The sequence below is a fragment of the Paraburkholderia sediminicola genome (assembly GCF_046026895.1).
Lineage (GTDB): Bacteria > Pseudomonadota > Gammaproteobacteria > Burkholderiales > Burkholderiaceae > Paraburkholderia > Paraburkholderia sediminicola_C.
On sequence record NZ_JAQQEU010000013.1, the window covers coordinates 82,291 to 107,249 of the forward strand.

The window sequence follows — 24,959 nt, forward strand, 5'->3', positions numbered from 1 at the left end:
ATGTCGCAAATCAACGCTACCCGGCAATTCTGGCTGGCGATTCTGAATGTTCAATGGGTTGTTGTGTTGAAGGCAAACGGGAGAACGGCGATGAGACTGATCAGAAAGATATTCGTGGCGAGCGCGTTGGGCGCGGCGCTGGCGGCAAGCACCGTGAGCGTGTCGGCCGATACGAAACCGACCATCAAGATCGGCTACGTGGAAGGCTGGGACGACAGCGTCGCGACCTCCAACGTTGCCGCACGCGTGATCGAAAAGCGGCTCGGCTACCAGGTGCAGCTCGTGCCGGTCGCGGCCGGCGTGATGTGGCAGGGCGTGGCGCGCGGCGACCTCGACGCGACGCTGTCCGCGTGGCTGCCGGTCACGCATGGCGCTTACTGGAACAACTTCAAGGACAAGGTGGTCGACCTCGGCCCGAACTTCAACGACGCGAAGATCGGCCTGATCGTGCCGGACAACGCGGATGTGAAGACGGTCGGCGATCTGGAGGCGAAGAAAGCGGAGTTCGGCGCGCGCATTGTCGGCATCGACGCGGGCGCGGGCGTGATGCAGAAAACCTCCGAGGCGATCAAGGCCTATGGGCTCGGCTATCAGTTGATGCCGAGTTCGGGCAGCGCGATGACGGCGGAACTGGCGCGCTCGGAAGCGGCGAGCAAACCGATCATCGTGACCGGGTGGAAGCCGCACTGGATGTTCGCGAAGTACAAGCTCAAATTCCTCGACGATCCGAAGAAGGTGTTCGGCGAGGCCGAGCACGTGGACAGCGTGGTGAATCCCGATCTGGAGAAGAAGGCGCCGCCGGTCGTCGCGTTCCTGAAGAAGTTTCAATGGAAGCCGGGTGAGATCGACAGCGTGATGCTGGCGACGCAAAACGGCGAAAAGCCGACTGCCGCCGCCGATGCGTGGATCAGTGCGCATGGCGATCGCGTGGATGGTTGGGTGAAGTGAGCGCGTAAGCCGGGTGAACGGAGCGCCGCTTCGCTGAAGCGGCTAATCCGTAGCTTTCTGCGCACGATTGCAACGATAGCGCCGCTTTTCAGCGGCGCTTTTTTATTGCAGCACCACCGTCCGATCGCCGTTGATGAACACCCGCCGTTCGACAAACGCCTTGATCGCTCGCGCGAGCGTCAGGCACTCGACATCACGTCCCGTCGCGAGCAGCCGCTCCGGGCTGTACGAATGATCGACGCGTTCGACGCTCTGTTCGATGATCGGCCCTTCGTCGAGATCGTCGGTGACGAAGTGGGCCGTTGCGCCGATCAGTTTGACGCCGCGCGCATGCGCCTGGTGATAAGGCTTCGCGCCCTTGAAGCCGGGCAGGAACGAATGATGGATGTTGATGGCGCGCGCGGCTAGGGCGCGGCTCGTCGCACCGGACAGAATCTGCATGTAGCGCGCGAGAATCATCAATTCCGCGCCCGACGTTTCGAACAGATCGAGTAAGCGCGCTTCCTGTTGCGGCTTCGTGTCGGGCGTGATCGGCAGATGATGAAACGGCAAGCCGTGTTGTTGCGCGAGCGGTTCGAGATCGCGATGATTCGAGCCGATGCCGACGATATCCATCTTCAGTTCGCCCATGCGCCAACGGAACAGCAGATCGGCAAGACAGTGCTCGAGCTTCGAGACCATGATCAGCACTTTGGGCCGCGTGCCGACATCGTGCAGCGCCCATGTCATCCTGAAGCGCTCGGCGATCGGCGTGAACTCGCGCTGGAGCGCGGCGAGGTGCAGCGTTTCGCCGCTAGCGGGACTACCGGTGCCATGAAAGACGCAGCGCACGAAGAAGCGTTCGCTGAGGTCGTCGTCGAACACGGTGAGTTCGTCGATATAGCAATGATGCCGGTCGAGAAAGCCGACGACGGCGGCAACCTGGCCCGCCGCGCTCGGACACGCGACGGTGAGGACCAGTTGAGCGGGACGGGAATCGACGGACATGCGCTCTCCAGATGGACGAAAATGGACGAAAGGGCGACGCCGCGACATGCGGCATCCATCCTCGCAGTAGAGCAAGGCGGCGCCCCGCGCGGATAGAAGCTAAGCGCCGTTGCACTGGAACGGGAGCGTCAGCGGCGCAGCCGTCCGCGCTTCAGGCGGCGCCCGCGAGCCGTTGCCTGAGCGTGTCGATCAGCGCGCGCACTTTCGCCGGCGGATGACTGGTGGGCGGAAACACTGCCTGGATGCTCGCGGATTCGGTTGCCCACTGCGGCAGCAGGCGGATCAGCCGACCGGCCGCGAGATCGCCGCTGCACGAAAAATCGGTCAACAGCCCGAAACCGCCGCCCGCGAGCGTCGCCGCGCGGCAGGCGTCGGCTGTGTTGGTCAGAAACGCGTTTTCGCAACGCACGCTTTGCGCTTCGCCGTCGCCGTCGCTGCGCCGCAGATCGAGCGTCAGCGGGCGCGGCAGCACCGTCAATGCGCAAAAAGGCAGCGCGGGCAAGTCGGCGGGCGCGCGCGGCGGCCCCCATTTTCCGATGAACTCCGGACTCGCGACGACCCATTTGACGAAACTGCCGAGCTTCACCGCGCGGTAATTGGAATCCGCCAGCCGCCCGAGGCGGATCGCGACGTCGATGCCGTCCGCGATCAGATCGACGTATTGATCGGTACAGAGCAATTCGACGTCGAGTTGCGGATGCGTGCGGCGCAGGTCGACCAAGGCGGGTGCGACCACCAGCGCGCCGTAATCGATGGGCGAACTGACGCGCAACGTGCCGCGCACCGGCGCTGCTTCGCCGCTCACGGCATTCAGCGCTTCTTCGGCCGCGCGCAGAATCTTCACGCTCGCTTCATAGAACGCGCGGCCCGCTTCCGTGACGCCCAGGCGCCGCGTCGTGCGCACCAGCAGGCTCGCGCCCACCTCGGCTTCGAGCCGCTGCATGTGCGTGCTGACCATCGTCTTGGCGAGCCCCAGCCGGGCTGCGGCGGCGGTCAGCGAGCCCGCGTCGACGACCGCGACGAAGATCGCCAGGCGGTTCAGGTTGACGTCGCGTAGGTCGGCCATGGTCGATTGTCCATCATCGATTGAATGTGTTTCCCGGATTATCGGGCTTCCGCCGCATGATGCGTGCGCCTATCCTCGTTGCACACCTCACCGAACTCCGGAGTCCGACATGCCCGCTGCCAAACCCGCCCAGCCGATCCGGCTGCATACGACCCTGCTGTCCGGACACGGGCACCGCGTGAAGCTGTTTCTGTCGCTGCTGGACCTGCCGTTCGAAGTCGTCGAACTGGACATGAAAGCGGGCGACAACCGCAAGCCGGACTACCTCGCGCTGAACCCGTTCGGCCAGGTGCCGACCATCCAGGACGGCGACCTCACACTGTTCGATTCGAATGCGATTCTCGTCTATCTGGCAAAGCGGTACGGCGACCCGTCCTGGTTGCCGGACGACCCGCTCGGCGCGGCGGCGGTGCAGCGCTGGCTTTCGCTCGCCGCCGGGCAGATTGCCTACGGCCCGTGCGCCGCGCGGCTCGTGACGGTATTCGGCGCGCCGCTCGATCATCAGAGCGCGAAGCACATCGCGCTCAAACTGTTCGACGTGATCGAGCTTGAACTGGCCGCCAGGCCGTTCGCGGCCGGCGATCACGTGACGATCGCCGACATTGCCGCGCATACCTATATCGCGCACGCGCCGGAAGGCGGCGTGTCGCTGCAGGCGTATCCGAACATTCGTGCGTGGCTGCGCCGGGTGGAAGCGTTGCCGGGTTTCATCGCGATGCCGTCGACGAAAGCGGGGCTGCTCGCGGTGTGATCGCCGCATCCACGGTGCACGCGCGACGGTTTTCTTTTCTGGCTGGAGTCCGATCATGTCTACTTTTATCCCGTTGGATGGCTGGGGCGTCGAGGCTTCGCCGTTTCATGCGGGCGAGCAGGCCGTGCAGCAGCGCGTCGGGGTGAGCAGCCAGGCGGAGTCGATGGGACGCCGGGGGATTCGCCGTTACCTGCCGGAGCAGCATCGGCGGTTCTTCGCCGAGCAGCCGTTCATGGTGTTCGGCGGCGTCGATGGCCAAGGCCAGCCGTGGGCGACGCTGCGCGCCGCCGCGCCGGGGTTCGTGTCGACGCCGGATGCGCGAACGCTGCGCATCGAAGGCGGCGAGTTGCCCGGCGATCCGCTCGCGGGGCACTGGCACAGCGGCGCGATGCTCGGCGGCCTCGGACTGCAGCCGCAGACCCGGCGCCGCAACCGGATCAACGGCGTGGTGAAGTCGGCGCAAGGGGACACGCTGCTGGTCGAGGTGACGCAGAGCTTTGGCAACTGCGCGAAGTACATCCAGAGCCGCACGCCGACCTTCATCGAGCGCGGCGCGAAGGCGCCCGCTCAAGCTGTGCAAGTTGCGACGCACCTCGGCGACGCGGACCGCGAGCTAGTGGCGCGGGCGGACACGTTTTTCATTGCGAGCGCGAATCTCGCGCAAGAGGCGGGGCTCGCGCGCGGCGCCGATGTCTCGCATCGCGGCGGTGCGCCGGGCTTCGTTCGTGTCGACGACGCGAATACACTGACGACCCCCGACTACAGCGGCAATCGCTTCTTCAATACGATCGGCAACCTGATTCATGATCCGCGCGCCGGTTTGCTGTTCATCGACTTCGCGACGGGCGATCTGCTTTATCTCGCGGTGCGGGCCGAAGTGGTGTGGGACGGCGCCGAGCTCGCGGCGTTCGAAGGCGCGGAACGGCTCGTGCGGTTTCATATCGACGAAGTGCGCCGCAGTCTCGGCGCGTTGCCGTTCCGGTGGTCCGAGGCCGAACTGGCTCCGCAGTTGCGTCTGCGAAGCGTGAGCCGGTGAGTCAGTCGTCGTGTCGGAAGCTGAAGGTCGCGGCGGTCCTCGACGAAACGCCAGCGGTTCGCTCGTTTTACTTCGAATCGATCGATGGTGCGCCCTTGCCGTCGTTCAAGGCAGGGCAGTTTCTGCCGATCCGCATGCCGGTATCAGCCGGCCCGGTGAAGGCGAAAATTGGCACGCTTAACCCCGTCGATCAAAGGTTTACAATGATGGCAGCATCCACCGCGAGACTTCGAGTCTTCGATGGGCGATCTCGTGTTGGGGGAGCGTGATCATGGAAGTCTCTTCAGAAAGTACTGATCGCCAATGGAGCGTGTCGCTGATCCAGACCAAAATGATCGCGCCACGCCTTCCGCCGGGCTGCGTGCAACGGCCCGTGTTGCTCAAGCGGCTGTGTAAGCGACCGGCGCGTAGTATAACCGTCGTGACCGCCCCGGCGGGTTTCGGCAAGACGACATTGCTTGCGGGATGGTGTGAAGCGCTGTCGGAGCAAAAGCATCCGGTTGCCTGGCTCAGTCTCGACGGAGAAGACGATGATCCGCAGCAGTTCGGTGCGTATCTGGTGGCCGCATTCGCCAGGGCCTCGGCGGAAATTTCCTCGCAAGCGCAACAGATCCTCAATAACGATCCGCTGACCCCCATCAGAACGGTCATTTCATTACTCTTGAACGGGATCGCTGCATCCGGCCGGCGCGTTTTCCTCGTGCTGGATGACGCCGATCGTCTGACTGCGAAACCCGTTCTTGCGATTACGTCCCGTCTGCTTCGCTATGCCCCCGAAAACCTGCATATCCTGCTTGGAGCGCGAGGTGAGCCTGCCTTGATGGTCGGCCAGTTTAGAGCGCCAGAGGAACTTGTGCGTATTGATGTCGACGATCTCCGCTTTTCGATCGCCGATGCGCAGGCGTTTTTTGACCGGAAAGGCGCTGTGCTGCTCGACCGGACCAGCATTGAATTGCTGAACGAGGCAACGGAAGGGTGGGTCGCCGGTTTGCAACTGGCTTCTCTTGCACTACGCGAGGTGGGCGATGCGGCCAGGGTCGCCAGTAACCTGATCGGAGCCGGTTCCGGAATTGATTCGTACCTGAACGATACCGTGCTTGCTCATCTGCCGCGCCCTATGCTGAAGTTTTTGCTGTACACGTCGATTCTTGAACGACTCGCCCCTGCGTTGTGCGATGCCATCATGGGCGAGGGAAGCGGAAGCGGGGGCAAGATTGACTGGCTCGAGCGACATAGCGTGTTCATCCGGCCGCTGGATGAAACACGGAACTGGTACCGCTATCATGCGCTTCTGTCCGACGCACTTCGGCGGCGCCTTCTCCGCCAGATGCCGCAGCAGGTCCCGTTGCTGCATCGTCGTGCGTCCCATTGGTTTGCAGGAGCACGTCTTTGGCCCGAGGCAGTCAGACATGCCTTGGCTGCCGGTGACCTCGAGCAGGCGGCACAGTGGGTTGAGAACTGTGCGACGGACATGCTCGAGCGCGGTGAGTTGTACACGTTGCTAGGATGGATCGGAAAACTGCCACCGGATGTCATCAAGGGACGGCTTCGTTTGCGCATGCCGAAAGCGTGGGCGCTCGTGTTCTCGATTCAACCGGACGCCGCCTCGAGGGAAATTGATGCTGTTACCAACGAATTTCGCCCAGAGTGTCGCAAAGATAGCCGCGTGCTCGAAGAAGCGGCATTGGCGGAGATCAACGCGGTCAGCGCACTGATCGCTACCATGGTGGAGGAAAGCGAGCGGGCGCTCGAACTGGGGTGTGCCGCTCAAGCCTCAATGGCGCCTACGGCGCCGTGGGTGCAGCGCTGCGCGCAGTACGCGCAGCTCTTCGGCTTGATGCACGCGGGCAGGTTCGACCTGATACGTGAAATACGTGACGCCGTCGGCGAGCGAGTTGAGCAGAGTCAGGAGCCCGATTACTCGGATATGTTTCGACGCTCGTCGTTCGGCGTTGCTGCGTTTGTGCATGGCGATCTGTCCGAATCAAGACGGATTTTTGAGGCGATGTTCCACCGCATCGAAAAGGCGTGGGGCCACTCGTCATCCTGCGCAACCTGGGCGGCCAGTTGCCTTGCTGCGATCTACTATGAGTGCAATGAGTTGCCTGAAGCGCGCGAGATGATCGCGGGCCGCACCACTATTGCATTGGAGAGCTCGCCGCTAACGGGTTTGATGCGCCATATACTCTGTGCAGCACGCTTGCTGTGGCGCGACGGGCAGACGGGTTCGGCGCTGGCTATTCTCGAAGACGGTCGACAGGCCGCGGTAAGCCGACGCTGGCTACGCCTGAAGTTGGCGCTGGATGCCGAAACGGTGAGACTGCTCCTTGCAGATGGCAACCTTGCTCAAGCCAGGCAGATCGCCGATGAACTAGGCAAGAGCGTGCCCATACTGTGCGAAGGGCGGACGGGGTGCGCGGTGGACGCCTGGACAAGCTACTGTCTCCTGCAGGCTCGCGTGCTGATTGCCGGGGATCGTGCAGATGACGCCATTCAGCTTCTCACTCCTTTGCTTGATAATCTCGCTGCTACGGGCAGGCGCTATTCGGAGGTTGTGGTCTCCCTACTGTTCTCATGCGCGCTCGCGCAATGTGGAGCCTCCGAAAAAGCGCTCGGCGCATTCGAACGAACGCTATGCATGGGAAGGGCGAGTGGCATGATTAACAGCTTCGTGGATGAAGGGCAGCCGGTGCGCGCGTTGCTGCAACGGTTTCGCCAGGTCTCAGGGGACGTCTCTAACGTCGAAACGGCCTATGCCGACAGATTGCTGACAGCTTTTGATGCCTTCGGCAATTCACCGGCCGCCTCGCCCATGCATGTTGAGGCCGTGCCGATGTCACCGGATGTTCTTAGTGCGAGGGAGTTCGAGGTACTCAAGCACGTTGCCCGCGGCCTTTCGAATAAGGAAATCGGCCGGTCGTTGAAACTGGCACCCGAGACGGTCAAGTGGCATTTGAAAAACATCTTCGAGAAGCTCGATGTAAGTTCACGCATTGAAGCGGTACAGAGAGTTTTTGGACTCGGGGTAGAAGAGGACCGATCTGCCATGTAGTGGTAAGGGACGCGGCATCCCGCCAGAGATGCTGCGGAGCGGTGCTGAGCCTCATCGAACAAATTCGATTGCCGTCAGATCACCTGTGCGACGCGACCCGTGTGGCCCAGGCGTGCATTGTCAAGGTGGCGAGATGGTCAGGATCGTTCTACCATCACGTCGACGTTGGGGTTGCTCACCATCGGGCTCTCTGCCTGGAATGGAGGCTCGAATAAATAAGGTATCCATATTTAATGGAGATGTTTCGAGCACACCAGCTATCGGCAAAACGCCGAAATCGTCGAAGATATTCGTGGCATTAAGATAACTTTTCTTATCCAAATAGCGCCATTTGTTCGGTAAACTGGCGACCATGAAAACGCGCGTCACCGTCTCCGATCCTTCCATTCCCGCCGACTTTCCCGACGCCGACGCACTTGCCGCATTACGCGCCTGGCACGCCGGACTATCGTCGCGCGCAGCCGTAGCCCGTTATCTGCCGGGGCGCACCGGGCAGGGCGGTTCGGCGCGCGGCGTGCTCGGCCAGATCGGGCAGGCGCTCATCGGCGCGGCGCGGCAGGTTCATCGCGACGATCTCGCGGCGCTCCTCGCACATCCGGCGGCCGCGCGCGGGCAGTATGCGAAAGCCGTCGCCCAGGCCATCGAAGTGCTGCGCCACGCGCGGCCACCCGAGCCACAGATCGCGGATCCGGTTGAGCAGTGGCTGCCGGCGCGGGCGACGCGCGCGCTGCACGCGCGGGGCATCGCGACGCTTGCCGATCTGACCGTGCGCATTCCGCGCCGTCGTCAGTGGTGGAGGGCGGTGCCGGGATTGGGCGCGGCCAGCGCGAGCCGGATCGAGGCATTTTTCGCGGCGCACCCGGCACTCACGGAGCGGGCGCGCGCGCTGGTGACGAGCAGGGGTCCGGGCAGCATCGTCCCGTGGGAAAGTCTGCGCTTGCCGCACGAGGTCGATGGTTCGTCGGGCACGTTCCGCGCGCCGCGCGCGACTTCCACGCTCGACGCAGACAACGACTATGAGGCGGTGCAGGCGTGGCTGTCGCTGCACGAGTCGGCGGCCACGCAGCGCACCTATCGCAAGGAAGCCGAGCGGCTGATCCTGTGGGCCATCCTCGAACGGGGGCGGGCGCTGTCGTCGCTGACCACCGAGGATGCCGTGGCCTATCGCGCGTTCCTGCGGCGACCCGCACCACGCGAGCGCTGGGTCGGGCCGCTGCGGCTGCGCAGCTCGGCGGACTGGCGTCCGTTTGCTGGCGGCCTCTCGGCGCAATCGGCCGCTCATGCGCTGTCGATACTCGGCGCGCTGTTTCGCTGGCTGATCGAGCAGCGCTATGTACTGGCCAATCCGTTCGCGGGTGTGAAGGTGCGAAGCAGCGCGCGCACCACGGCGCTCGACGCATCGCGCGCTTTCACCGAAGGCGAATGGCTGCTGGTGCGCGCAATCGCCGACGGCCTCGAATATCCCACGGGCACTTCCTTCGCGGGGTGGTCAGCAGCCGCTGCGCAGCGCTTGCGCTTTCTGCTCGACTTCGGTTTAGCGACCGGCCTGCGGGCCAGCGAGCTGGTCGGGGCGAACCTCGAACATATTGAAACCAATGCGCGCGGCGAGTACTGGCTGCGCGTCACGGGAAAGGGCAAGAAAACCGGCAAGGTCGCGTTGCCGGCGCTGGCCAGGGACGCTCACGCAGTATCTGCTCGCGCGCCGGCTGCCCGTTTCGCCGCTGCGGTGGCGTCCGGACACGCCGCTGGTGGGCAGTCTGGACGACGACGCGGCGGCGATCAGCGGCGTGCGGCTGTGGGCGGTGCTGCGGCGGTTTTTCTCCATGGCAGCCGAGCAGATCGCCGCGGACCATCCGCCGCTAGCCGGCAAATTGCGCCGTGCGAGTCCGCACTGGATGCGGCACACGCACGCGACGCATGCGCTCGCGCATGGCGCGGAGCTGACGACGGTGCGGGATAACCTGCGGCATGCATCGGTTTCGACCACGTCCGTTTACCTGCATGGCGATGACGTCAAGCGCGCGCGGCAGATGGCCGAAGCATTCGGCTCCAGGAAATGACGGGGCGTGGACCGTCGTATCCACAAGGTGATTTCGCCCGTCGCGGATCGTCAAGATTTTTGCTCAGTAAGGTTTTCCAAACATTCGCGACCGGCTTCGCGTGGCGAATGCATCAGCACTCGAGCGGCTTTATTCATCGCACACCATCAATGCGCAACGTCGCTGCGCGCGCACTCATTCGGGTGCCTGAATGATCGCGTCATGGTTGTACCGCCCTTGCCAACCGGAATCATCATACGTATGAAATCACGGATGCTAAAAGGCGCATCAGAAGTCTAGAAAATGTGAAGCGCATCGCCTACCCTTAATCGAGCCGGCCTTTCGGGAAAGGATGCCCCAACGCTTTTCCCTTCTGCGGAGCCGACCCGTCCTGACGAAGCGATCAACGGTTTGAAATCGTACGCTTCTGGTGATTGTGAGGGTTGCGCCATCCTGCCTTTCCACGCGATCGACCGCGTGGATGAATGCCGCACTCCTGCGCTAAAACGCTTGAAAGCAATAAAAAGCCAAGGAGACATTCATGCCATTCAACCGCATTCAAGGTGCCGTCGGCCTGCCGCTGCTTGCCATCGCGTTGGGCTTGCCAGCGGCATACGCCGCAGACGAAGTTCAGAGCAGATCGACGACCACGACCTCGCCGGTGCCGTCGACGCTGCGAGCCGTGAGCCAGGAACAGCTCGACCGCGCGGCCGCCACGCCAGCCGACTGGCTGCATTCGAACGGCTCTTACGCGCAGACGCGTTATTACCAGGGCGCGCAAATCAACAAGACGAACGTGTCGAAGCTCAGGCCGGTGTTCATCTTTCAGACCGCTGTCAACGAGTCGATGGAAACGGCGCCGATCGTATCGAACGGCGTGATGTTCATTACCACGTCGTTCAACCACGTATACGCACTCGATGCGGCAACGGGCAAGGAGTTCTGGCATTACAAGCACAAGATGGGTCCGGTCACGACGTTCTGTTGCGGGCCCAACAATCGCGGCGTGGCCATTTCGGGTGACCGGCTCTATATGGGCACCCTCGATTCCAAACTCGTCGCGCTCGACGCCAAAACCGGCAACGTAGTGTGGCAAAGCGAGATCGCGGACCCCGATCAGGGCTACTCGGAAACGATGGCGCCAGCGGTGGTCGACGGCAAGGTGCTTGTCGGCACGAACGGCGGTGAGTATGGCATTCGCGGCTTCGTCAAAGCGTTCGATGCGAATTCCGGCCAATTGCTGTGGACCTTCTACACGATTCCGGAGACCGGCCAGGAAGGCGCGTGGGCCACGAAAGACGCGACCGGCCGCGACGAAAAGCGCGACATCGACGCGGAGAAAAAGCAGCTTGCCGCAAAGGGTGGCGACTTCTACAAGACGCTCGGCGGCGGAGTCTGGATGACGCCCGCAATCGACCGCCAGACGCACACGGTGTACTTCGTCGTGGGCAATCCGTCGCCGGATCTGTATGGTGCGATCCGGCCGGGAGACAATCTCTATACGGATTCGCTCGTCGCGATCGATCTGGACACCGGCAAATACAAATGGCACTACCAGTACGTGCCGCATGACGTGTGGGACCTGGACGCAGTGAGCCCGCCCATTCTGATCGACGTGCGCGACAACGACGGCAAGATGATTCCGGGCATCGTGCATGGCGGCAAGACCGGTCACGTGTACGTTCATGATCGCGCCACCGGACGGCTGATCCGCTATTCGCAGGCCATGATTCCGCAAGAAAACATGTGGACGTTGCCGACCGCCGCCGGCGCGCGCATGCTGCCGGGCGCGAACGGCGGGGTCGAGTGGTCGCCGATGGCGTTCGATCCGCACACGCGCCTCGTCTACGCGGCCAATCTGCATCAGCCGATGACCTATCAGGTCGAGGACGCAGCCTATCCGGGCGGCAGCAAGCTATGGCTGGGCGGTGCGTTCAAGGTGATTCCGTCCGAGCAGCAGTGGGGCAAGCTGTCCGCCGTGAACGTCGACACGGGTAAGGTCGCGTGGGATTACAAGACCGAGCAGCCGCTCATCGGCGGCGTGCTCGCCACCGCGGGTGGCCTCGTGTTCAACGGCGAAGGCAATGGCCTGTTCCGCGCGTTCGACTCGGCGAACGGCAAGAAGCTCTGGGAGTTCCAGTGCGGCGCGGGCGTCAACGCGCCTGCCGTGTCGTACACGGTGCACGGCAAGCAGTACGTCGCGGTCGCGGCGGGCGGCAATACGCAGCTCGACTTCAAGCGCGGCAACAGCGTGATGGTATTCGCGTTGCCATGAGGGCAGCGGCGCTGCGGGGAACGCGCGGTTCGACGCGCCGGGTATGGGTGGCCGTTCTATGCGGCTGGTTCGCAGCCGCATGGCTGCCGTTGCCCGCGCGCGCCGACGCCGACGCGGGCAAGGCGAAAGCGCAGGTGTGCGTGGCCTGTCATGGACCGATGGGCAATTCGACCGAACCCGACTGTCCTATTCTTGCAGGTCAAAATGCGCGCTATCTCTACCTTGAACTGAGGGACTTCAAGGAAGGACGGCGCAGCGATCCGCGCATGTCACCCGCGGCGGCCAACCTGTCGCGCGAGGACATGCAGGATCTTGCCGACTACTTTGCCGCGCAAAAGCTCGTGCCCGTCCGGTTCAAGTCGGATAACGCGAGCATCGAAGCCGGAAGGAAGAAAGCCGCCGAAGTACTTTGCACGATGTGCCACCAGGGAGGCTTTTCCGGCCAGAACGAGATTCCGCGTGTCACCGGTCAACCGTATGCGTATATCGTCAAGCAATTGCAGGACTTCCGCTCGCACACGCGGACCAACGACGGGGGCAACATGGCCAGCGTGACGCGCAATCTGACCGACGAAGACATCCGCAATCTGGCCGCCTACATCAACAATCTCCAGTAGCCCGGAGCAGACACCATGAAAGAGACGCTCACCCGCCGTATCGCGACTGCCGTCTTGCTTGCGGGCGCATTCGGCGCGTGCGTGCCCGCGCTGGCGCAGGGAGACGGGGAAACCAACCGTCAGCTGCTTGCCGCCGCGAAAGACGGCGACCAGCAGGCGCTTGCCTCGGCACTTCAACGCGGCGCGGCAGTCGACTCGATGAACCGCATCGGCGACACGGCGTTGATCACCGCGTGCAAAAAAGGCGACGCGGCGATGGCGCGCACGCTGATCGAACGCGGCGCGAACGTCCAGCACGCGAGCGCGCCAGGCGTCACGCCATTGATGGCTGCGGCATACGGCGGCTTCGACGAGATCGTGGCGCTCCTGCTGGCGCATGGTGCGGACCCTCTCGCGACGGATCGCGTCGGCAAGACCGCCATGGAGTATGCGGCCGGCGAGGGGCGAACGAAGATCGTGAGCCGGTTGCTCGACGCCGGCGTGGACGTGAACCGGACCTACAAGAACGATCTCACTGCGCTGATGTGGGCCGCGGGATACGATCGCGCGGAGACCGTCCAGTTGCTGCTCGCGCGCGGCGCGAACCGGTCGTTGAAGGATAACCGGGGCATGACGGCGAAAGATATCGCGGTGCAGACGAAATCGGATCGGGTTACGGGGCTCTTGTCCGCGGGCTAGTCACGGCAGTTCTACGAGGTCGGAACATGGGGTTTTGCAACCTTGCCGTTATTTAGCGGGTGCGAGATGCCGCTCCTGCGCGAGAATCGCCGGTAATGCTTCGAACGAGTCGATCAGCGCATCGCAGCGCAATGCCTGGGCACCGCTCTCTCCGGCATAGCCATAGCTGACGATGACTACCGGCAGGCCCGCTGCTCGCGCCGCTGCGACGTCGACAGGCGAATCGCCGACCAGCGCGCAACGCGCGGGGTCGGCATCGAGCAGGCGGCAGGCGTGCCAGAGGGGCTCGGGAGAGGGCTTCATGCTGGCTAACGTGTCGCCCGCGACCAGCACGTCCAGATAGTTGCCGAGGCCAGTCCTCGCCAGTAGCGAAGCGGCCAGCGCCTGGGGTTTGTTGGTCACGCAGGCGCTGCGGTAACCTTGCTCCCGCAATTCGCGCAGCCCGGCTCTCACGCCGGGAAATACGCTGCCCAACTGTCCGTTCGTATCGGTATAGTGCTGTTCGAACACGCGCAGAGCCCGCCCGATCTCGAACCGCTGGTCGATGCCGGCCGCTTCCAGCGAGCGTCGCACGAGATTCGGCACGCCGTTGCCGATGAACCCGCTCACCGTGTCGAATGGCAATGGGATTGTGCCGAAGTTCTCCAGCATACGGCTGACGGCCGCGACGATGTCCGGTGCGGTGTCGACCATCGTGCCGTCCAGATCGATCAGCACGGCATCGAAGCGGCGGCCCGTTACCATGGCGAGCTTGCCTCCGGTTGATGCGCGTGCGGCGCCACGCGCGGCATCGAATCGGCCAGTGGCGCAGCGTCCCGATGCCAGCGGCGCAGCGTCTGCAGATCCACCCAGCGATGCGGTTCCGCCGCGCACAGGCTGAAGGATCGGCGTGTGCGGATCGCCGAGGTGAGGCAGCACGGCCAGCGCGCCATCAAAGCAGTCCTGCGATGTGTACGCGGTCGGCGTGACGATGGTCGGAACCTGCGCGGCGCGCGCCGCAAGCAAACCGTTGCGGGAGTCCTCGAAGGCAAGACAGGCCGCGGCTGGCAGAGCGAGCTGCTCGAGCACATGGTGGTAGACGTCGGGGGCGGGCTTCTTTGCGCGCGTCGTGCCGGCGTCGCCGATTGCCGCGAAGCGCGTGCGCCAGGCCGCTCCGAAATGGACTTGCAGCAAGGCGTCCAGATTGGCGGGTGTGGTCGTCGTCGCGATGGCCACCCTGACGCCGGCCGCCTGCGCCTCTGCCATCAAACGCGCGATGCCGGGGCGCAGCGGCAAGCCGCTGGCGCGCACCCGTTCGGTGTAGTGGCGGGTCTTGAGCGCGTGGACAGTCTCGATTACTGCCAGCGCGTTCGCGCCATCGGCTGCTTGCCGTTCGACCATGCGCCAGTAGTGAAGCAGGCGTTCCTTGCCGCCGGCCACCTTGAGAAGGCGTGTGTAAAGCGCCTCGTCCCAGAACCAGTCGAGCCCCGCCTCTGCAAATGCGGCATTGAAGGCTTGCAGATGTGCGGTCTCGGTGTCGGCGAGCGTGCCGTCGACGTCGAAGATAAGGGCTTGCATCGTGCGCTCCTCGCCAGGGTGAGATGCCGTTCAGACACGCATCACGATAGCGGAGCCACCGGCCGATTTGAATTCAGAGATTCTTTCGCCGCCGATAAGCCACTCTTTGGGTGCTCGCACCGCGATGAGCGTGCGAGGCGCCGCGCTATTTTCTGGGCTGAGGGTTGGTCACGAAGCCGATCATCGTCAGTCCGCCAGTCTGGACGGCCGACATCACATCCGCGATGCGCTCATAAGGCACTTTCCGGTCGGCACGCAAATGCAGTTCCGGCTGAGGTGTTGCATGGGCCGCCTGGGCGATGCGCGCGCGCAATCCGTCGTCGGTCACGGCATGACCGTCCCAGAGAATCGAACCGTCTGCTTGCACCGCGAGGTCCACATGGGCGGGTTTGACTGCTTCAGGCTGGCTGCTCGCCCGGGGAAGCTCGATCCTCACCGCGTGTTGCATGGCGGGAATGGTGACGAGAAAGATGATCAGCAACACCAGCATGACGTCGACCAGCGGCGTCATGTTGATCTCGTTCATCAGCCCCTGTTCGTCGTCGTCGGAGAACGGGCTCATTGCCATCTGAAGTCTCCATCACGGCTTGCGCTGCCGCTGCGCGGCACGACGCGCATCTCCGGACCGGCGCTCGAAGGCAATTGGGAGCCGGTCACGAAGTACGCATGCAGTCCGTGCGCAAAACGCTTCAGGCGCGCGACGATCGACCTGTTGGCGCGCGTCAGCCCGTTGTAGCCGAGCACGGCGGGAATCGCGACGAAGAGGCCGAAAGCCGTCATGATCAGTGACTCGCCGACCGGTCCCGCCACGTGGTCGATGGAGGTCTGGCCGGTCTCGCCGATCACGATCAGCGCATGGTAGATACCCCAGACGGTGCCGAACAGCCCGACAAAGGGTGCCGTGCTGCCGATCGACGCAAGGATCGCGAGGCCGCTTTGCAGGCGCGCGATCGTTTCGTCCATCGTGTCCTGCAAGCGGCGGGTGATCCAGTCGGATACGTCGATACGGTCGTGCAGATGCTGCTGGGTCTGCCGATGGTGCGTCGCCGCTTCGTGGCCCGCGAGCGCGAGGGCGAGCAGCGGATTGTCGCGCGCTGTCGACTCCGGATGACCGAGACTGCGTAATCCGTCATCGAAGCGGTCCGCGCTCCAGAAGCGCGCGTCGCTCTGACGGGTGACGCGCCGCAGCCGCATCACCTGCAGTAGCTTGGTGATGATGACCGTCCACGACATGACCGACATGATCACCAGCACGCTCAGAATGCCGCGTGTGATCAGATCGCCGGATTCCCAGACATTTGCGAGTCCGTAATGTTGCATGGTCGTTTCCTCTGTCCTTTGACTCGGTGGCGGAGTTAGTCGGTCAGCCCGAAGACGAACGACTGTGAATACGCGGCACGAACCACGGTGCCGTTCTCGCTATACGGCCGGCAGACGCTGCCGTGGACAGCGGCGAGCGCGGCTTCGTCGAGCCGCTCATAGCCGCTGCTCTTTTGCAGTTGCATCGTTTCGATACCGCCGCCAAGACCCACGACGAAGCGCACGACAGCGGTGCCGCTCTCGCTGCGCCGCTTCGATATCTCGGGATAGTCCGGCTTCGGAATCGTGCAATCGACATGCGAGACATTTTTCGGCGCAGTCGATGCGGGCGTCGTGCGTTCGGCGGCGGGGGCGGACGTTGTTGTCGGCGCCGCGGGCGAAGGTATCGCGGGAGCGGGGGCCGCTTGTGGAGCGGCAGGCGGCATGGCGGCGTTCTGGCTCGGTGCCTCCGGCGCAGGCGTCGCGACGCTGCGCGGCACGCGCGGGCGAGGCTGAGGCTGAGGCTGAGGCTGAGGCTGAGGCGATGGTTTGATGCGAACGGCAGGGCGTGCGACCGGCGGTGTCGGCGGCACGATCGCGGCGGGCGTAGCAGGCGTTGCAGGCGTGGCCGGTATCGGCGGTTCGGGCTCAGGGCTCAACAGCACGGCGGTGACCGTTCGCGGTTCGACAGGCCGCTCGACCGTTCTGTCGCGTGACGCCATCATCACGGCCAGCAAAACCACATGCGCGCAGATCACAGCGCCCAGCACGATCACCGCACGACGGTAGCCCGTCGCGGCAATCGTAGGGGGTTCACGGTTCGCCATAGCAATTTGCAGCATCGCTGCCACCTCCACATTCATTGTCCTCCCGCGTCCAGGGTTTTAGAACCAGCGGCTGCCGGCGTGAGTCAATTCGGGAAATTCTCCCGCCCGATGTTCGTTGTCAAACAATCACCCGGTGGGATACTTTGAATGGATGACGCGAGCTGTCGCGGCGCAGCGCTTTCACCACGGAGTACAACAATGCTGGAGACACAGATTCCCATCAGAAGCCCACGCCGTAGCATCGCGCTGGCTGCCACGCTCATCGTGGCGGCGAGCGCCGCGCATGCCGCCGCGCCGCTTGCCTATGTGACGAGCGAGAAGGCCGGCGTCGGGGTGATCGATCTCGATCAGATGACGCTCGCAAAAACGTTTCCGGTAGGCGCGGACGGCCCGCGCGGCCTGAGCCTGAATGCGGATGGCACACGTCTTCTGGTTGCCAACAAGAACACGGGCGATCTGGCGGTGATCGACACGGCATCGGGCAAGGTCGTGCAGCGCGTGAAGATCGGCAAGAATCCCGAGTATGTGCGGGTGCACAACGGCTACGCCTACGTGACGTACGAGCCGGGCGAGGACGGCGGACCGCCGGGAGCCAAAGCGGACGGCAAGGCTGGCGGCAAGCCGGACGGCAAACCCGGGGCGGACGACGACGATGCCAACAAGCCGCCCGCGGAAATCGCGATCGTCGATATGAAAACGTGGCGCGTGATCCGCTCGGTGACGAGCGGTCACGAAACCGAAGGCATCGAATTCTCGCGCGACGGCCAGACGATGCTCGTGACCAACGAAGGCGACGATACGGTGTCGGTTTATCACGCGCGCACGGGGGCGCCGGTCAGAACGGTGAAGCTTGCCGCCGGCGGCCGCCCGCGTGGCATCCGCCTGTCGCCCGATGGCAGGCACTATGTGGTCACGCTGGAGTCGCTCAGCAAGCTGGTCGTGATCGACGCGCACAGTTTTGAAGTCGTCAAGACGGTCGATACCAAACTCGGACCGTATGGCGTGGCGTTCGGCCCGGACGGGCAGCGGCTTTTCGTTGCCGCGGCGCGCGACAAGACGGTCCAGGTGTTCGACGGCCACACGTATGAGCACATCGCCGACGTGCCCGTCGGGCAGCGGTGCTGGCACTTCAGCTTCACGCCGGACGGCGCGAAGCTGATGGTGGCGTGCGGGCGCTCCGATGCGGTCTATGTGCTCGACGCAAAGACCTATCAGCCGATCAAGCAGATCGGCGACTTGCCGCTCGCATGGGGCATCGTCACGTATCCGCACAGCGACGGCTCGATCGAATCGCATTGACCGGCGTCATGTTGCGCGGCGGCGCTATTTCCACGCATAGCGCAACCCCACCCACATGCCGCGTGGCGCACCCGGTCCGACAAATTGTTCGTTGACCGGGTTCGCGCCGTCGAAGGTATGGTTCGGTCCGTTGAAGAAGTTCTGACCCAGTGCGCCGAAGCTGGCGTAGCGCTTGTCGAGCAGGTTGGTCACGGAGGCGAACACCTGTAGTTGCTTCGTCACCTGGTAGGACGTGTCCATATCGATCAGCAGATAGCCGGAGATCCTGCCGTTCGCATCCTGGTTGTTTTCGTCGCCCTGCGCGTAGATGCTGCCGCGCCAGGTGAGGTTCGTGCCGATCCGCCATTTCGCCGTGGCCGAGTAGTCGAGCCGCAGCTTGACGGTGGTCGCGGGGATTCCCGGAATATGGTTGCCCGGCTTGACGGTGATATTGCCGTTTGCGTCGGCACTGGAGTTGCTGGGGCTGCTTTCGGTCCAGGTGGACTGGTAGGTGGCGTCGACGTAGCTGTAGCTCGCGGCCACGGCGAGCGGACCGAACTTCGTCTGGCCGGCCAGTTCGACGCCTTGCCGGCGCGTGCGTCCGACGTTCTGGAAAAACCCTAGCGAACTCCCCGCGCCATTGCTGCTGATGAACTGGATATCGTCGTCGAGCGTCGTGCTGTACGCGGCGGCGCTCCAGGTGGTGGCCGCGTTGATATGGCCGCGCGCGCCTATTTCATAGGTCTTCGAGATCACCGGCTTGAGATCGGGGTCGGAGATGAAGTCGTTCGGCAGCGAACACGGCGCGGCCGGATCGGCGCAGGCCAGTTCGATCGCGGTCGGCGAACGCATGCCTTCGTTATAGGTGGTGTAGGCCGTCAAAGCCGGCGTCGGATTCCAGTTGATGCCGATGGCCGGGTTGAAACGCGAAAAGGTATGGTGGCCGTCCAACCCGGGCTGCACGCCGCTCTCATCGCCGATCGTGGCTTCGGCCCAGTTGTAGCGCCCCGCGAGCGTCAACGACCAGTGCGGCGTGAGCGACAGCGTGTCCGACAGATAGACGCCGTAGTTGGTGTTGTGCGTGCGCGCGTCGGTCTGCTGCACGAAGTCGCCGATGCCGACCGCCGCGCGCGAATCGGTGAAAGCCGCATCCTGCGACGATTGCGTGAAGTGCGAATTGGCGACATCGACGGCCATGCCCGCGATCAACTGGTTTTCCATGCCGCCGAGTTTGCCGAGCAGCGTGAGTTGCAGGCTCGCGCCGTAGCCGTCGGTCGACACGACCGACTTCTCGTTGGTCGCCTGCAAGGTATCGACGTTGCCGTCCTCGTCCACCGTGCCGAAATCATCGTTGACGTTGCTGCTGGTATTGGCGTTGCGGAAGTGCCGGTAGTACGCGTTGCCGCTCAGTTCGACATGGTCGTTGAAGTAATGGTCGCCCGCGAGCGTCACATAACCGACGCTGTTCTGATTCTGGTCGGGATACGTGTAGGGCTGCTTGAAATTGTTGAGGAACGAGCGCGGAATGGTTTGCGTGCCATGCAGATTGTTATCGGCGCCACCCGCGGACAACGACAGCGTGGTATCGGCGGCGGTATAGCGCAGCTTGCCGAACACCTGCCGCACGCGGCTCGAGTTCTGCTCGGCCCAGCCGTTGTCGTTCGCGGCGTTGGCGGTGAAATAGTAGTCGAGGTTGTGGCCGGCGGTGCCGCCCTGTTCGATCTGCGCGGTCTTGCGGCCCCACGATCCCCCGGACACTTCGGCCTCGCCGACCGGATTGTCCTTGCCGTTTTTCGTGGTGATCGAGATCGCGCCGCCGAGCGTATTGAACCCATAGGTCGGATTCGAGCCGGGAATCAGCTGGATCGTGTCGATGGCCTGCTGCGGAATCAGGTCCCAGTTCACCACGTCGCCGAACGGCTCGTTCACCCGCACGCCGTCGACGAACACCGATAGACCCTGCGGCGTGCCCAGCAGCGGCGACGCGGTGAAGCCGCGATAGGTGAGGTTCATCTGATACGGATTGCCCTGCGCGTCGGCGATATCGACGCTCGGCAGATTCTTCGCCAGGTAATCGGTGATCGTGCTGCGATGCTGGGTGGCGAGATCCGCTGCGTGAACGGTCTGCACATTGGCCGGCACCTGCGTGAGCGGCGTGCCGATGCCGAGCAGCGGCGTGGTGCCCACCACGACAATCGGCGCGAGCGTCGTGAGCGGGGCGGCGTTGGTTGCGGGGGTATCGGGCGCTGCGCTTGCGGGCGCCGATGCCGCCGCCGCCGGCTCGGCTTGCGCCCATGCTGCCGCGCACAGGCTGGCGAGGGCGCTGCCAACACAGAGGATGATGCCGGTGCGCCGCTGAAGGCGGCGTTTGCGGCGTGCCTGTGATCGCATGCTCATCGTTTGTCTCCTGCCGCCTCGATATACTCGCGCGCATAGCGCGTTCTTTGATGTGTGTGTAAAGCTTCGCATACGTGGCTGTAAGCCGCGCGGGAGCTTTTCCCGATCTGCCAGGGAAGCGTTCCCAAAAGCCGCGCAAAACTCCTGCGCGCGATTGCGCTGGGTAGAATGCAAACGTCATGTCAACCGACCCGATCCACTCATCCTCTGCTGGCCGCATGTCGCCACAATCGCCGCCACAATCGGCGCCACCGTCGCCGCCGCATTCGACGATATGGCGCGATCTCGCATGGGTCGTCGCCGTGACCGCGCTGGCGGCGGTGCTCGGCGCCGCGTTCGATATCAGCGAACGGGCCTACCGGTTCACGCGCGGCATGGAGCGCTTCCAGCTCGACGAATTGCCGGGCACGCTCTGCGTGCTGTCGATCGGCCTTGCCTGGTTCGCGTGGCGCCGCTACCGCGACGCGCGCCGCGAGTTGAACCATCGCCGCATGCTGGAAGAGCAGGCCGAACGGCTGCTCGCCGACAACCGGCGTCTCGCCAATCAGGCGCTGCAGGCGCAGGAACTCGAGCGCCGTCACATGGCGCGCGAACTCCACGATGAACTGGGCCAGTACCTGAATGCCATCGCGCTCGACGCCGCACGCATCCGCGATCTGTCCAGCGCGCGCGAGCCGGAGATCCACCGGGTCGCCATGGGGCTGATTCAGAGTGCGAGTCACGTCTACCGGGAGATCGGCGACATGATCCGCCGCTTGCGGCCCATCGGCCTCGACGAGTTCGGCTTGCCGAGCGCACTCGAACATTGCGTCGACGGCTGGCGCGAGCGTCTGCCCGACGCTTCGTTCTCGTTGACGATAGAAGGGGATTTCAGCGGCCTGAGCGAAGCGCTCACCATCACGCTCTACCGGCTCGTGCAGGAAGGGCTGACGAATGTGTCGAAGTTCGCGCGCCGCTCACGCGTGGAAGTGTTTATGGTGCGCGCGCCGCGAGAAACGCCGGGCGCGCGCGCGCCTCAGGGGCCGATCGACGAAATCGTGGTGACCATGGCCGACGACGGTCCCGGCACGGATCTCACGAAGCCGCGCGCGGGACTCGGACTGATCGGCATGCGCGAGCGCGTCGAAGCGCTCGGCGGCGAATTTCATGTGGCGAGCAAGCCGCATGGCGGTTTTCTGTTCTGTGCGCGCGTGCCCGCTCACGCAGGGCTCGCCGAACCCGTGAACTGAAGTCCGAGCCGGCTCGCCATCTGCGCGAGCTGGACGCCGTTGTCGGCGCCGAACTTTTGCCGGATCACGGATTGATGATTGGCCACCGTCTTCTGACTCAACCCCAGCTTCTCGGCGATGCTCGGCAGCGTATAACCCTGCACGAGCAGACGCAGCACCTCGAACTCGCGGGCCGATAGCTGGCGCCCGGGCGGTCCTTCGTTGAAGGCCGTGCGCATCGCCAGCGCCTGCGAGACATCCGGGCTCAGGTAGCCCGAGCGCCGGGCGATGGAGCGCACCGCTTCGACCAGCACATCGGGCGCGCTGGCCTTGGTCACGTAGCCGAGCGCGCCGGCATCGAGCGCACGGCGCACGAAGATCGATTCCTCATGCACGCTGAAGATCAGCACGCGCGCGTCCGGCTCGCGCGCGAGCATACGCCGCATGGCTTCGATGCCGCTCGCACCCGGCAGCGACACATCCATCACGACCACATCGGGCCGCAACGCGCAGAAGCGCTGATAAGCCTGCGCGGCATCGGCGGCCTCGCCGCACACCTGCACGTCGGAGTTCAGCTCGAGCAGACGCCGGTAGCCTTCGCGCACGACCGCATGGTCGTCGACGAGCAGGACGGAGATGGTTCCCGCAGTCATGGTTTGGCTCCGTTGCCGCCGCTGATGATCGTGACGTCGGGCTCGCGGTCGGCGGCAGCGAGCTTGCGCGAGTTGGCGTCGTTACGAAACAGGATGGGCTGTTCGCGCGCCACGGCGGCCGCTGCCGACGCCGAGGCCGCGCGTTGCACGACCTTCACCACGGTCTCGTGAAACGGCGACTTGTCGCATACGGGGTCGGCGTTGGCCGCGTCGCCCGTGAGCAGGTAGGCCTGGCAGCGGCAGCCGCCCAGGTCGTGTTCTTTTTCCTCGCAACTGCGGCAAGGTTCCTTGAGCCAGTGCAAGCCGCGAAAGCGGTTGAACGCATCGCTTTCGTACCAGATCTCGCGCAAGGGCGTCTCTTTCACGTTCGGCAGCGTCAGGCCCGGCAGGCCGCGCGCGGCGTGACAGGGCAGGGCGGCGCCGTCCGGCGCGACGCCGAGAAAGACCGCGCCCCAGCCGTTCATGCAACGCTTTGGGCGGCGCTCGAAGTAGTCCGGCACGACGAAGAAAATCTTGCAGCGCTCGCCGTGCGTGCGGCGATAGTGCGCGACCACCGCTTCGGCTTCTTCGAGCTGCTCGCGCGTCGGCATCAATTGCGCCTCGTTCGCGTGCGCCCAGCCGTAATACTGCGTGTTCGCAAGTTCCAGATATTCGGCGCCCATCGCCAACGCCATGTCGATGATCTTGCCGACGTGCGGCAGGTTATAGCGATGCAGCACGCAGTTGAGCACCATCGGAAAGCCGTGCCGTTTGATCGAAGCGGCGACGCGCTGTTTCAGCTCGAAGGTGCGCGTGCTGCTCAGGAAGTCGTTCAACTGCTGCGTCGAATCCTGAAACGACAACTGGATGTGGTCGAGACCGGCATCCTTCAGATCGCCGAGCCGCTGGTCGGTGAGGCCGACACCGGAAGTGATCAGATTCGTATAGAAGCCGAGCTTATGCGCCTCCTCCACCAGCACTTCGACGTCGTCGCGCACGAGCGGCTCGCCGCCCGAAAAGCCGAGTTGCACCGCGCCGAGCGCGCGCGCTTCGCGTAGCACGTCGATCCATTGCGCGGTGCTGAGTTCGCGGCTGTGATCCGTATAGTCGAGCGGGTTGTAGCAGAACGCGCAGTGCAGCGGACACCGATAGGTCAGTTCCGCGAGCAGCCACAGCGGCGGCGGCACGCTGGCGGCGGTGTCGCCGGGTTCAACGCCGGCGGCCGGTTGCGAGAGATCGGTCATCGCGCTACTCCAGCCAGCCGCGCCCATGCGCGTCGGCAATGAAGGCCCGCACTTCGGTGCCGAGCCCGGTGGTATTGAACGCCTGTTCCAGCTCGGCGATCAGCGTGTCCATGTCGCGCGTGCCGTCACAGCGTTTGAGAATTTCCCCCGCGCTTTGATTGAGCTTCACCATCCCCTCGGGGTAAAGCAGCACATGCGCGTTCTGCGCGGGTTCCCACTGCAGGCGAAACGGCCTCGCGATCGTCAACGGAATGGCGGCTTGCGCGGCGCCGCCGGCGCGTGTCATGTCGTTCATTGCGGGAACGCCTTTTCGATCGAGTCCAGCATGGTCCACAGAATGTCGAGCTTGAACTGCAGGATCTCGAGCGCCCGTTCCTGCTGGTCGCGTCGCGTGAAATGCGCGAGCGTGACTTCGAGCCCGTGCTCTACGTCGCGTTGTGCGAGCGAAATGCGCGAGCGGAAATAAGCGAGGCCCGCAGGTTCGATCCACGGATAATGTTCCGGCCAGCTCGCGAGCCGGTCGCGATGAACCTGAGGCGCGAACATCTCCGTAAGCGACGAGCAGACCGATTCCTGCCACGGCGCGCGGCGCGCGAAATTCACATAGGCATCGACGGCGAAACGCACGCCCGGCGTCACCTGTTCGAGCGACCAGAGTTCGTCGCGCGACAGACCGACTGCGTCCGCGAGACGCGCCCATGTTTCGATGCCGCCTTCCGCGCCGTCGTAACCGTCATGGTCGAGAATGCGCAGCACCCAGCGGCGGCGCGTCTCGCGGTCCGGACAGTTCGACAGGATCGCCGCGTCCTTCAGCGGAATGTTGATCTGATAGTAGAAACGGTTCGCGACCCAGCCGCGAATCTGTTCGCGCGAGCAGCCGCCGCTATTCATCTTTACGTTGAATGGGTGATGAATGTGATAGGCGGTGCCTTTCGCGCGCAACTGTGCTTCGAACTCGTCGCGGCTCCAGGCGGGCTCCTCGGCGCCTGAAGTCCGGTTCGCATTCGCGCCACGCATCGGCGTCGTCTCTTGGCTATCTTTCGCGTTCATGCCGTCTCCGTTTTTCTG

Annotated in this window: 21 protein-coding genes and 2 pseudogenes; 10 read left to right on the forward strand and 13 right to left on the reverse strand. The window is 64.0% G+C overall.

The window, feature by feature from the left end; all coding sequences use genetic code 11:
• The first annotated feature begins 90 nt into the window (after positions 1 to 90).
• Complete coding sequence (locus PQR02_RS12090) at positions 91 to 948, forward strand: glycine betaine ABC transporter substrate-binding protein (RefSeq protein ID WP_408230268.1); 858 nt, start codon at positions 91 to 93, stop codon at positions 946 to 948.
• Positions 949 to 1,050: 102 nt separating this feature from the next.
• Here PQR02_RS12090 and purU read toward each other — a convergent pair whose 3' ends face one another.
• On the reverse strand, positions 1,051 to 1,935 hold the full coding sequence (gene purU, locus PQR02_RS12095; RefSeq protein WP_408230271.1) for a formyltetrahydrofolate deformylase: 885 nt from the start codon (positions 1,933 to 1,935) through the stop codon (positions 1,051 to 1,053).
• A 151-nt stretch (positions 1,936 to 2,086) separates the two neighbouring features.
• Positions 2,087 to 3,001: a LysR family transcriptional regulator gene (locus PQR02_RS12100; protein WP_408230274.1), complete on the reverse strand. Its 915-nt coding sequence runs from the start codon at positions 2,999 to 3,001 to the stop codon at positions 2,087 to 2,089.
• Positions 3,002 to 3,110: 109 nt separating this feature from the next.
• Between PQR02_RS12100 and PQR02_RS12105 the strand changes: the two genes are divergently transcribed.
• From PQR02_RS12105 to PQR02_RS12115, 3 genes are all read left to right on the forward strand, one after another.
• Positions 3,111 to 3,752 carry a glutathione S-transferase family protein gene (locus tag PQR02_RS12105; RefSeq protein WP_408230277.1) on the forward strand — a complete coding sequence of 214 codons (642 nt, stop codon included), beginning with the start codon at positions 3,111 to 3,113 and terminating at the stop codon, positions 3,750 to 3,752.
• A 55-nt stretch (positions 3,753 to 3,807) separates the two neighbouring features.
• Positions 3,808 to 4,788, forward strand: a complete 981-nt coding sequence (locus tag PQR02_RS12110; protein ID WP_408230280.1) for a pyridoxamine 5'-phosphate oxidase family protein — start codon at positions 3,808 to 3,810, stop codon at positions 4,786 to 4,788.
• 271 nt (positions 4,789 to 5,059) lie between these two features.
• Positions 5,060 to 7,840: a winged helix-turn-helix domain-containing protein gene (locus PQR02_RS12115; protein ID WP_408230283.1), complete on the forward strand. Its 2,781-nt coding sequence runs from the start codon at positions 5,060 to 5,062 to the stop codon at positions 7,838 to 7,840.
• A 120-nt stretch (positions 7,841 to 7,960) separates the two neighbouring features.
• Here PQR02_RS12115 and PQR02_RS12120 read toward each other — a convergent pair whose 3' ends face one another.
• Positions 7,961 to 8,209 carry a hypothetical protein gene (locus tag PQR02_RS12120; protein WP_408230286.1) on the reverse strand — a complete coding sequence of 83 codons (249 nt, stop codon included), beginning with the start codon at positions 8,207 to 8,209 and terminating at the stop codon, positions 7,961 to 7,963.
• On the opposite strand from PQR02_RS12120, the pseudogene PQR02_RS12125 reads away from it, so the two are divergent.
• The 4 genes and pseudogenes from PQR02_RS12125 to PQR02_RS12140 all read left to right on the forward strand — a co-directional run bounded on the left by PQR02_RS12125 (position 8,193) and on the right by PQR02_RS12140 (position 13,449).
• Positions 8,193 to 9,900: pseudogene (locus PQR02_RS12125) on the forward strand (site-specific integrase). The gene PQR02_RS12120 and the pseudogene PQR02_RS12125 overlap by 17 nt on opposite strands.
• Positions 9,901 to 10,420: 520 nt before the next feature.
• Entirely contained in the window at positions 10,421 to 12,154 is a 1,734-nt protein-coding gene (locus PQR02_RS12130; RefSeq protein WP_408230289.1) for a pyrroloquinoline quinone-dependent dehydrogenase, read from the forward strand.
• On the forward strand, positions 12,151 to 12,771 hold the full coding sequence (locus PQR02_RS12135; protein WP_408230292.1) for a c-type cytochrome: 621 nt from the start codon (positions 12,151 to 12,153) through the stop codon (positions 12,769 to 12,771). Before PQR02_RS12130 ends, PQR02_RS12135 begins: the two co-directional genes overlap by 4 nt.
• A 15-nt stretch (positions 12,772 to 12,786) precedes the next feature.
• Positions 12,787 to 13,449 carry an ankyrin repeat domain-containing protein gene (locus PQR02_RS12140; RefSeq protein ID WP_408230295.1) on the forward strand — a complete coding sequence of 221 codons (663 nt, stop codon included), beginning with the start codon at positions 12,787 to 12,789 and terminating at the stop codon, positions 13,447 to 13,449.
• Positions 13,450 to 13,497: 48 nt separating this feature from the next.
• Here PQR02_RS12140 and gph read toward each other — a convergent pair whose 3' ends face one another.
• The 5 genes and pseudogenes from gph to PQR02_RS12165 all read right to left on the reverse strand — a co-directional run bounded on the left by gph (position 13,498) and on the right by PQR02_RS12165 (position 17,147).
• Entirely contained in the window at positions 13,498 to 14,193 is a 696-nt protein-coding gene (gene gph / locus PQR02_RS12145) for a phosphoglycolate phosphatase (protein WP_408230298.1), read from the reverse strand.
• Positions 14,187 to 15,006, reverse strand: a pseudogene (locus PQR02_RS12150) (HAD-IA family hydrolase). The gene gph and the pseudogene PQR02_RS12150 overlap by 7 nt, the downstream one beginning before the upstream one ends.
• A gap of 145 nt (positions 15,007 to 15,151) precedes the next feature.
• The gene (locus PQR02_RS12155; protein ID WP_408230301.1) at positions 15,152 to 15,574 is read right to left on the reverse strand and encodes an ExbD/TolR family protein; all 423 of its coding nucleotides are present in this window, start codon (positions 15,572 to 15,574) and stop codon (positions 15,152 to 15,154) included.
• Positions 15,565 to 16,326: a MotA/TolQ/ExbB proton channel family protein gene (locus PQR02_RS12160; RefSeq protein ID WP_408230304.1), complete on the reverse strand. Its 762-nt coding sequence runs from the start codon at positions 16,324 to 16,326 to the stop codon at positions 15,565 to 15,567. Before PQR02_RS12160 ends, PQR02_RS12155 begins: the two co-directional genes overlap by 10 nt.
• Before the next feature lie 35 nt (positions 16,327 to 16,361).
• On the reverse strand, positions 16,362 to 17,147 hold the full coding sequence (locus tag PQR02_RS12165; protein ID WP_408230307.1) for an energy transducer TonB: 786 nt from the start codon (positions 17,145 to 17,147) through the stop codon (positions 16,362 to 16,364).
• Positions 17,148 to 17,330: 183 nt separating this feature from the next.
• On the opposite strand from PQR02_RS12165, the gene PQR02_RS12170 reads away from it, so the two are divergent.
• Positions 17,331 to 18,431 carry a YVTN family beta-propeller repeat protein gene (locus PQR02_RS12170; protein ID WP_408230310.1) on the forward strand — a complete coding sequence of 367 codons (1,101 nt, stop codon included), beginning with the start codon at positions 17,331 to 17,333 and terminating at the stop codon, positions 18,429 to 18,431.
• A gap of 24 nt (positions 18,432 to 18,455) precedes the next feature.
• Here the strand turns inward: PQR02_RS12170 and PQR02_RS12175 are convergent, their stop codons facing one another.
• The gene (locus PQR02_RS12175) at positions 18,456 to 20,807 is read right to left on the reverse strand and encodes a TonB-dependent receptor (RefSeq protein WP_408230313.1); all 2,352 of its coding nucleotides are present in this window, start codon (positions 20,805 to 20,807) and stop codon (positions 18,456 to 18,458) included.
• Between the two features lie 179 nt (positions 20,808 to 20,986).
• Between PQR02_RS12175 and PQR02_RS12180 the strand changes: the two genes are divergently transcribed.
• Positions 20,987 to 22,036 (forward strand): histidine kinase, encoded by a 1,050-nt coding sequence (locus PQR02_RS12180; protein ID WP_408230316.1) that lies wholly within the window; start codon positions 20,987 to 20,989, stop codon positions 22,034 to 22,036.
• Here the strand turns inward: PQR02_RS12180 and PQR02_RS12185 are convergent.
• Genes PQR02_RS12185 through pqqC form a run of 4 tightly spaced genes read right to left on the reverse strand, consistent with a single transcriptional unit; the run spans position 22,006 to position 24,941 of the window.
• Positions 22,006 to 22,668 carry a response regulator transcription factor gene (locus PQR02_RS12185; RefSeq protein WP_149672070.1) on the reverse strand — a complete coding sequence of 221 codons (663 nt, stop codon included), beginning with the start codon at positions 22,666 to 22,668 and terminating at the stop codon, positions 22,006 to 22,008. The genes PQR02_RS12180 and PQR02_RS12185 overlap by 31 nt on opposite strands.
• Entirely contained in the window at positions 22,665 to 23,891 is a 1,227-nt protein-coding gene (pqqE, locus tag PQR02_RS12190; RefSeq protein WP_408230320.1) for a pyrroloquinoline quinone biosynthesis protein PqqE, read from the reverse strand. Before pqqE ends, PQR02_RS12185 begins: the two co-directional genes overlap by 4 nt.
• Before the next feature lie 4 nt (positions 23,892 to 23,895).
• Positions 23,896 to 24,186, reverse strand: a complete 291-nt coding sequence (pqqD, locus tag PQR02_RS12195) for a pyrroloquinoline quinone biosynthesis peptide chaperone PqqD (protein ID WP_408230323.1) — start codon at positions 24,184 to 24,186, stop codon at positions 23,896 to 23,898.
• The gene (gene pqqC / locus PQR02_RS12200; RefSeq protein ID WP_408230326.1) at positions 24,183 to 24,941 is read right to left on the reverse strand and encodes a pyrroloquinoline-quinone synthase PqqC; all 759 of its coding nucleotides are present in this window, start codon (positions 24,939 to 24,941) and stop codon (positions 24,183 to 24,185) included. Before pqqC ends, pqqD begins: the two co-directional genes overlap by 4 nt.
• Between the last annotated feature and the right edge of the window lie 18 nt (positions 24,942 to 24,959).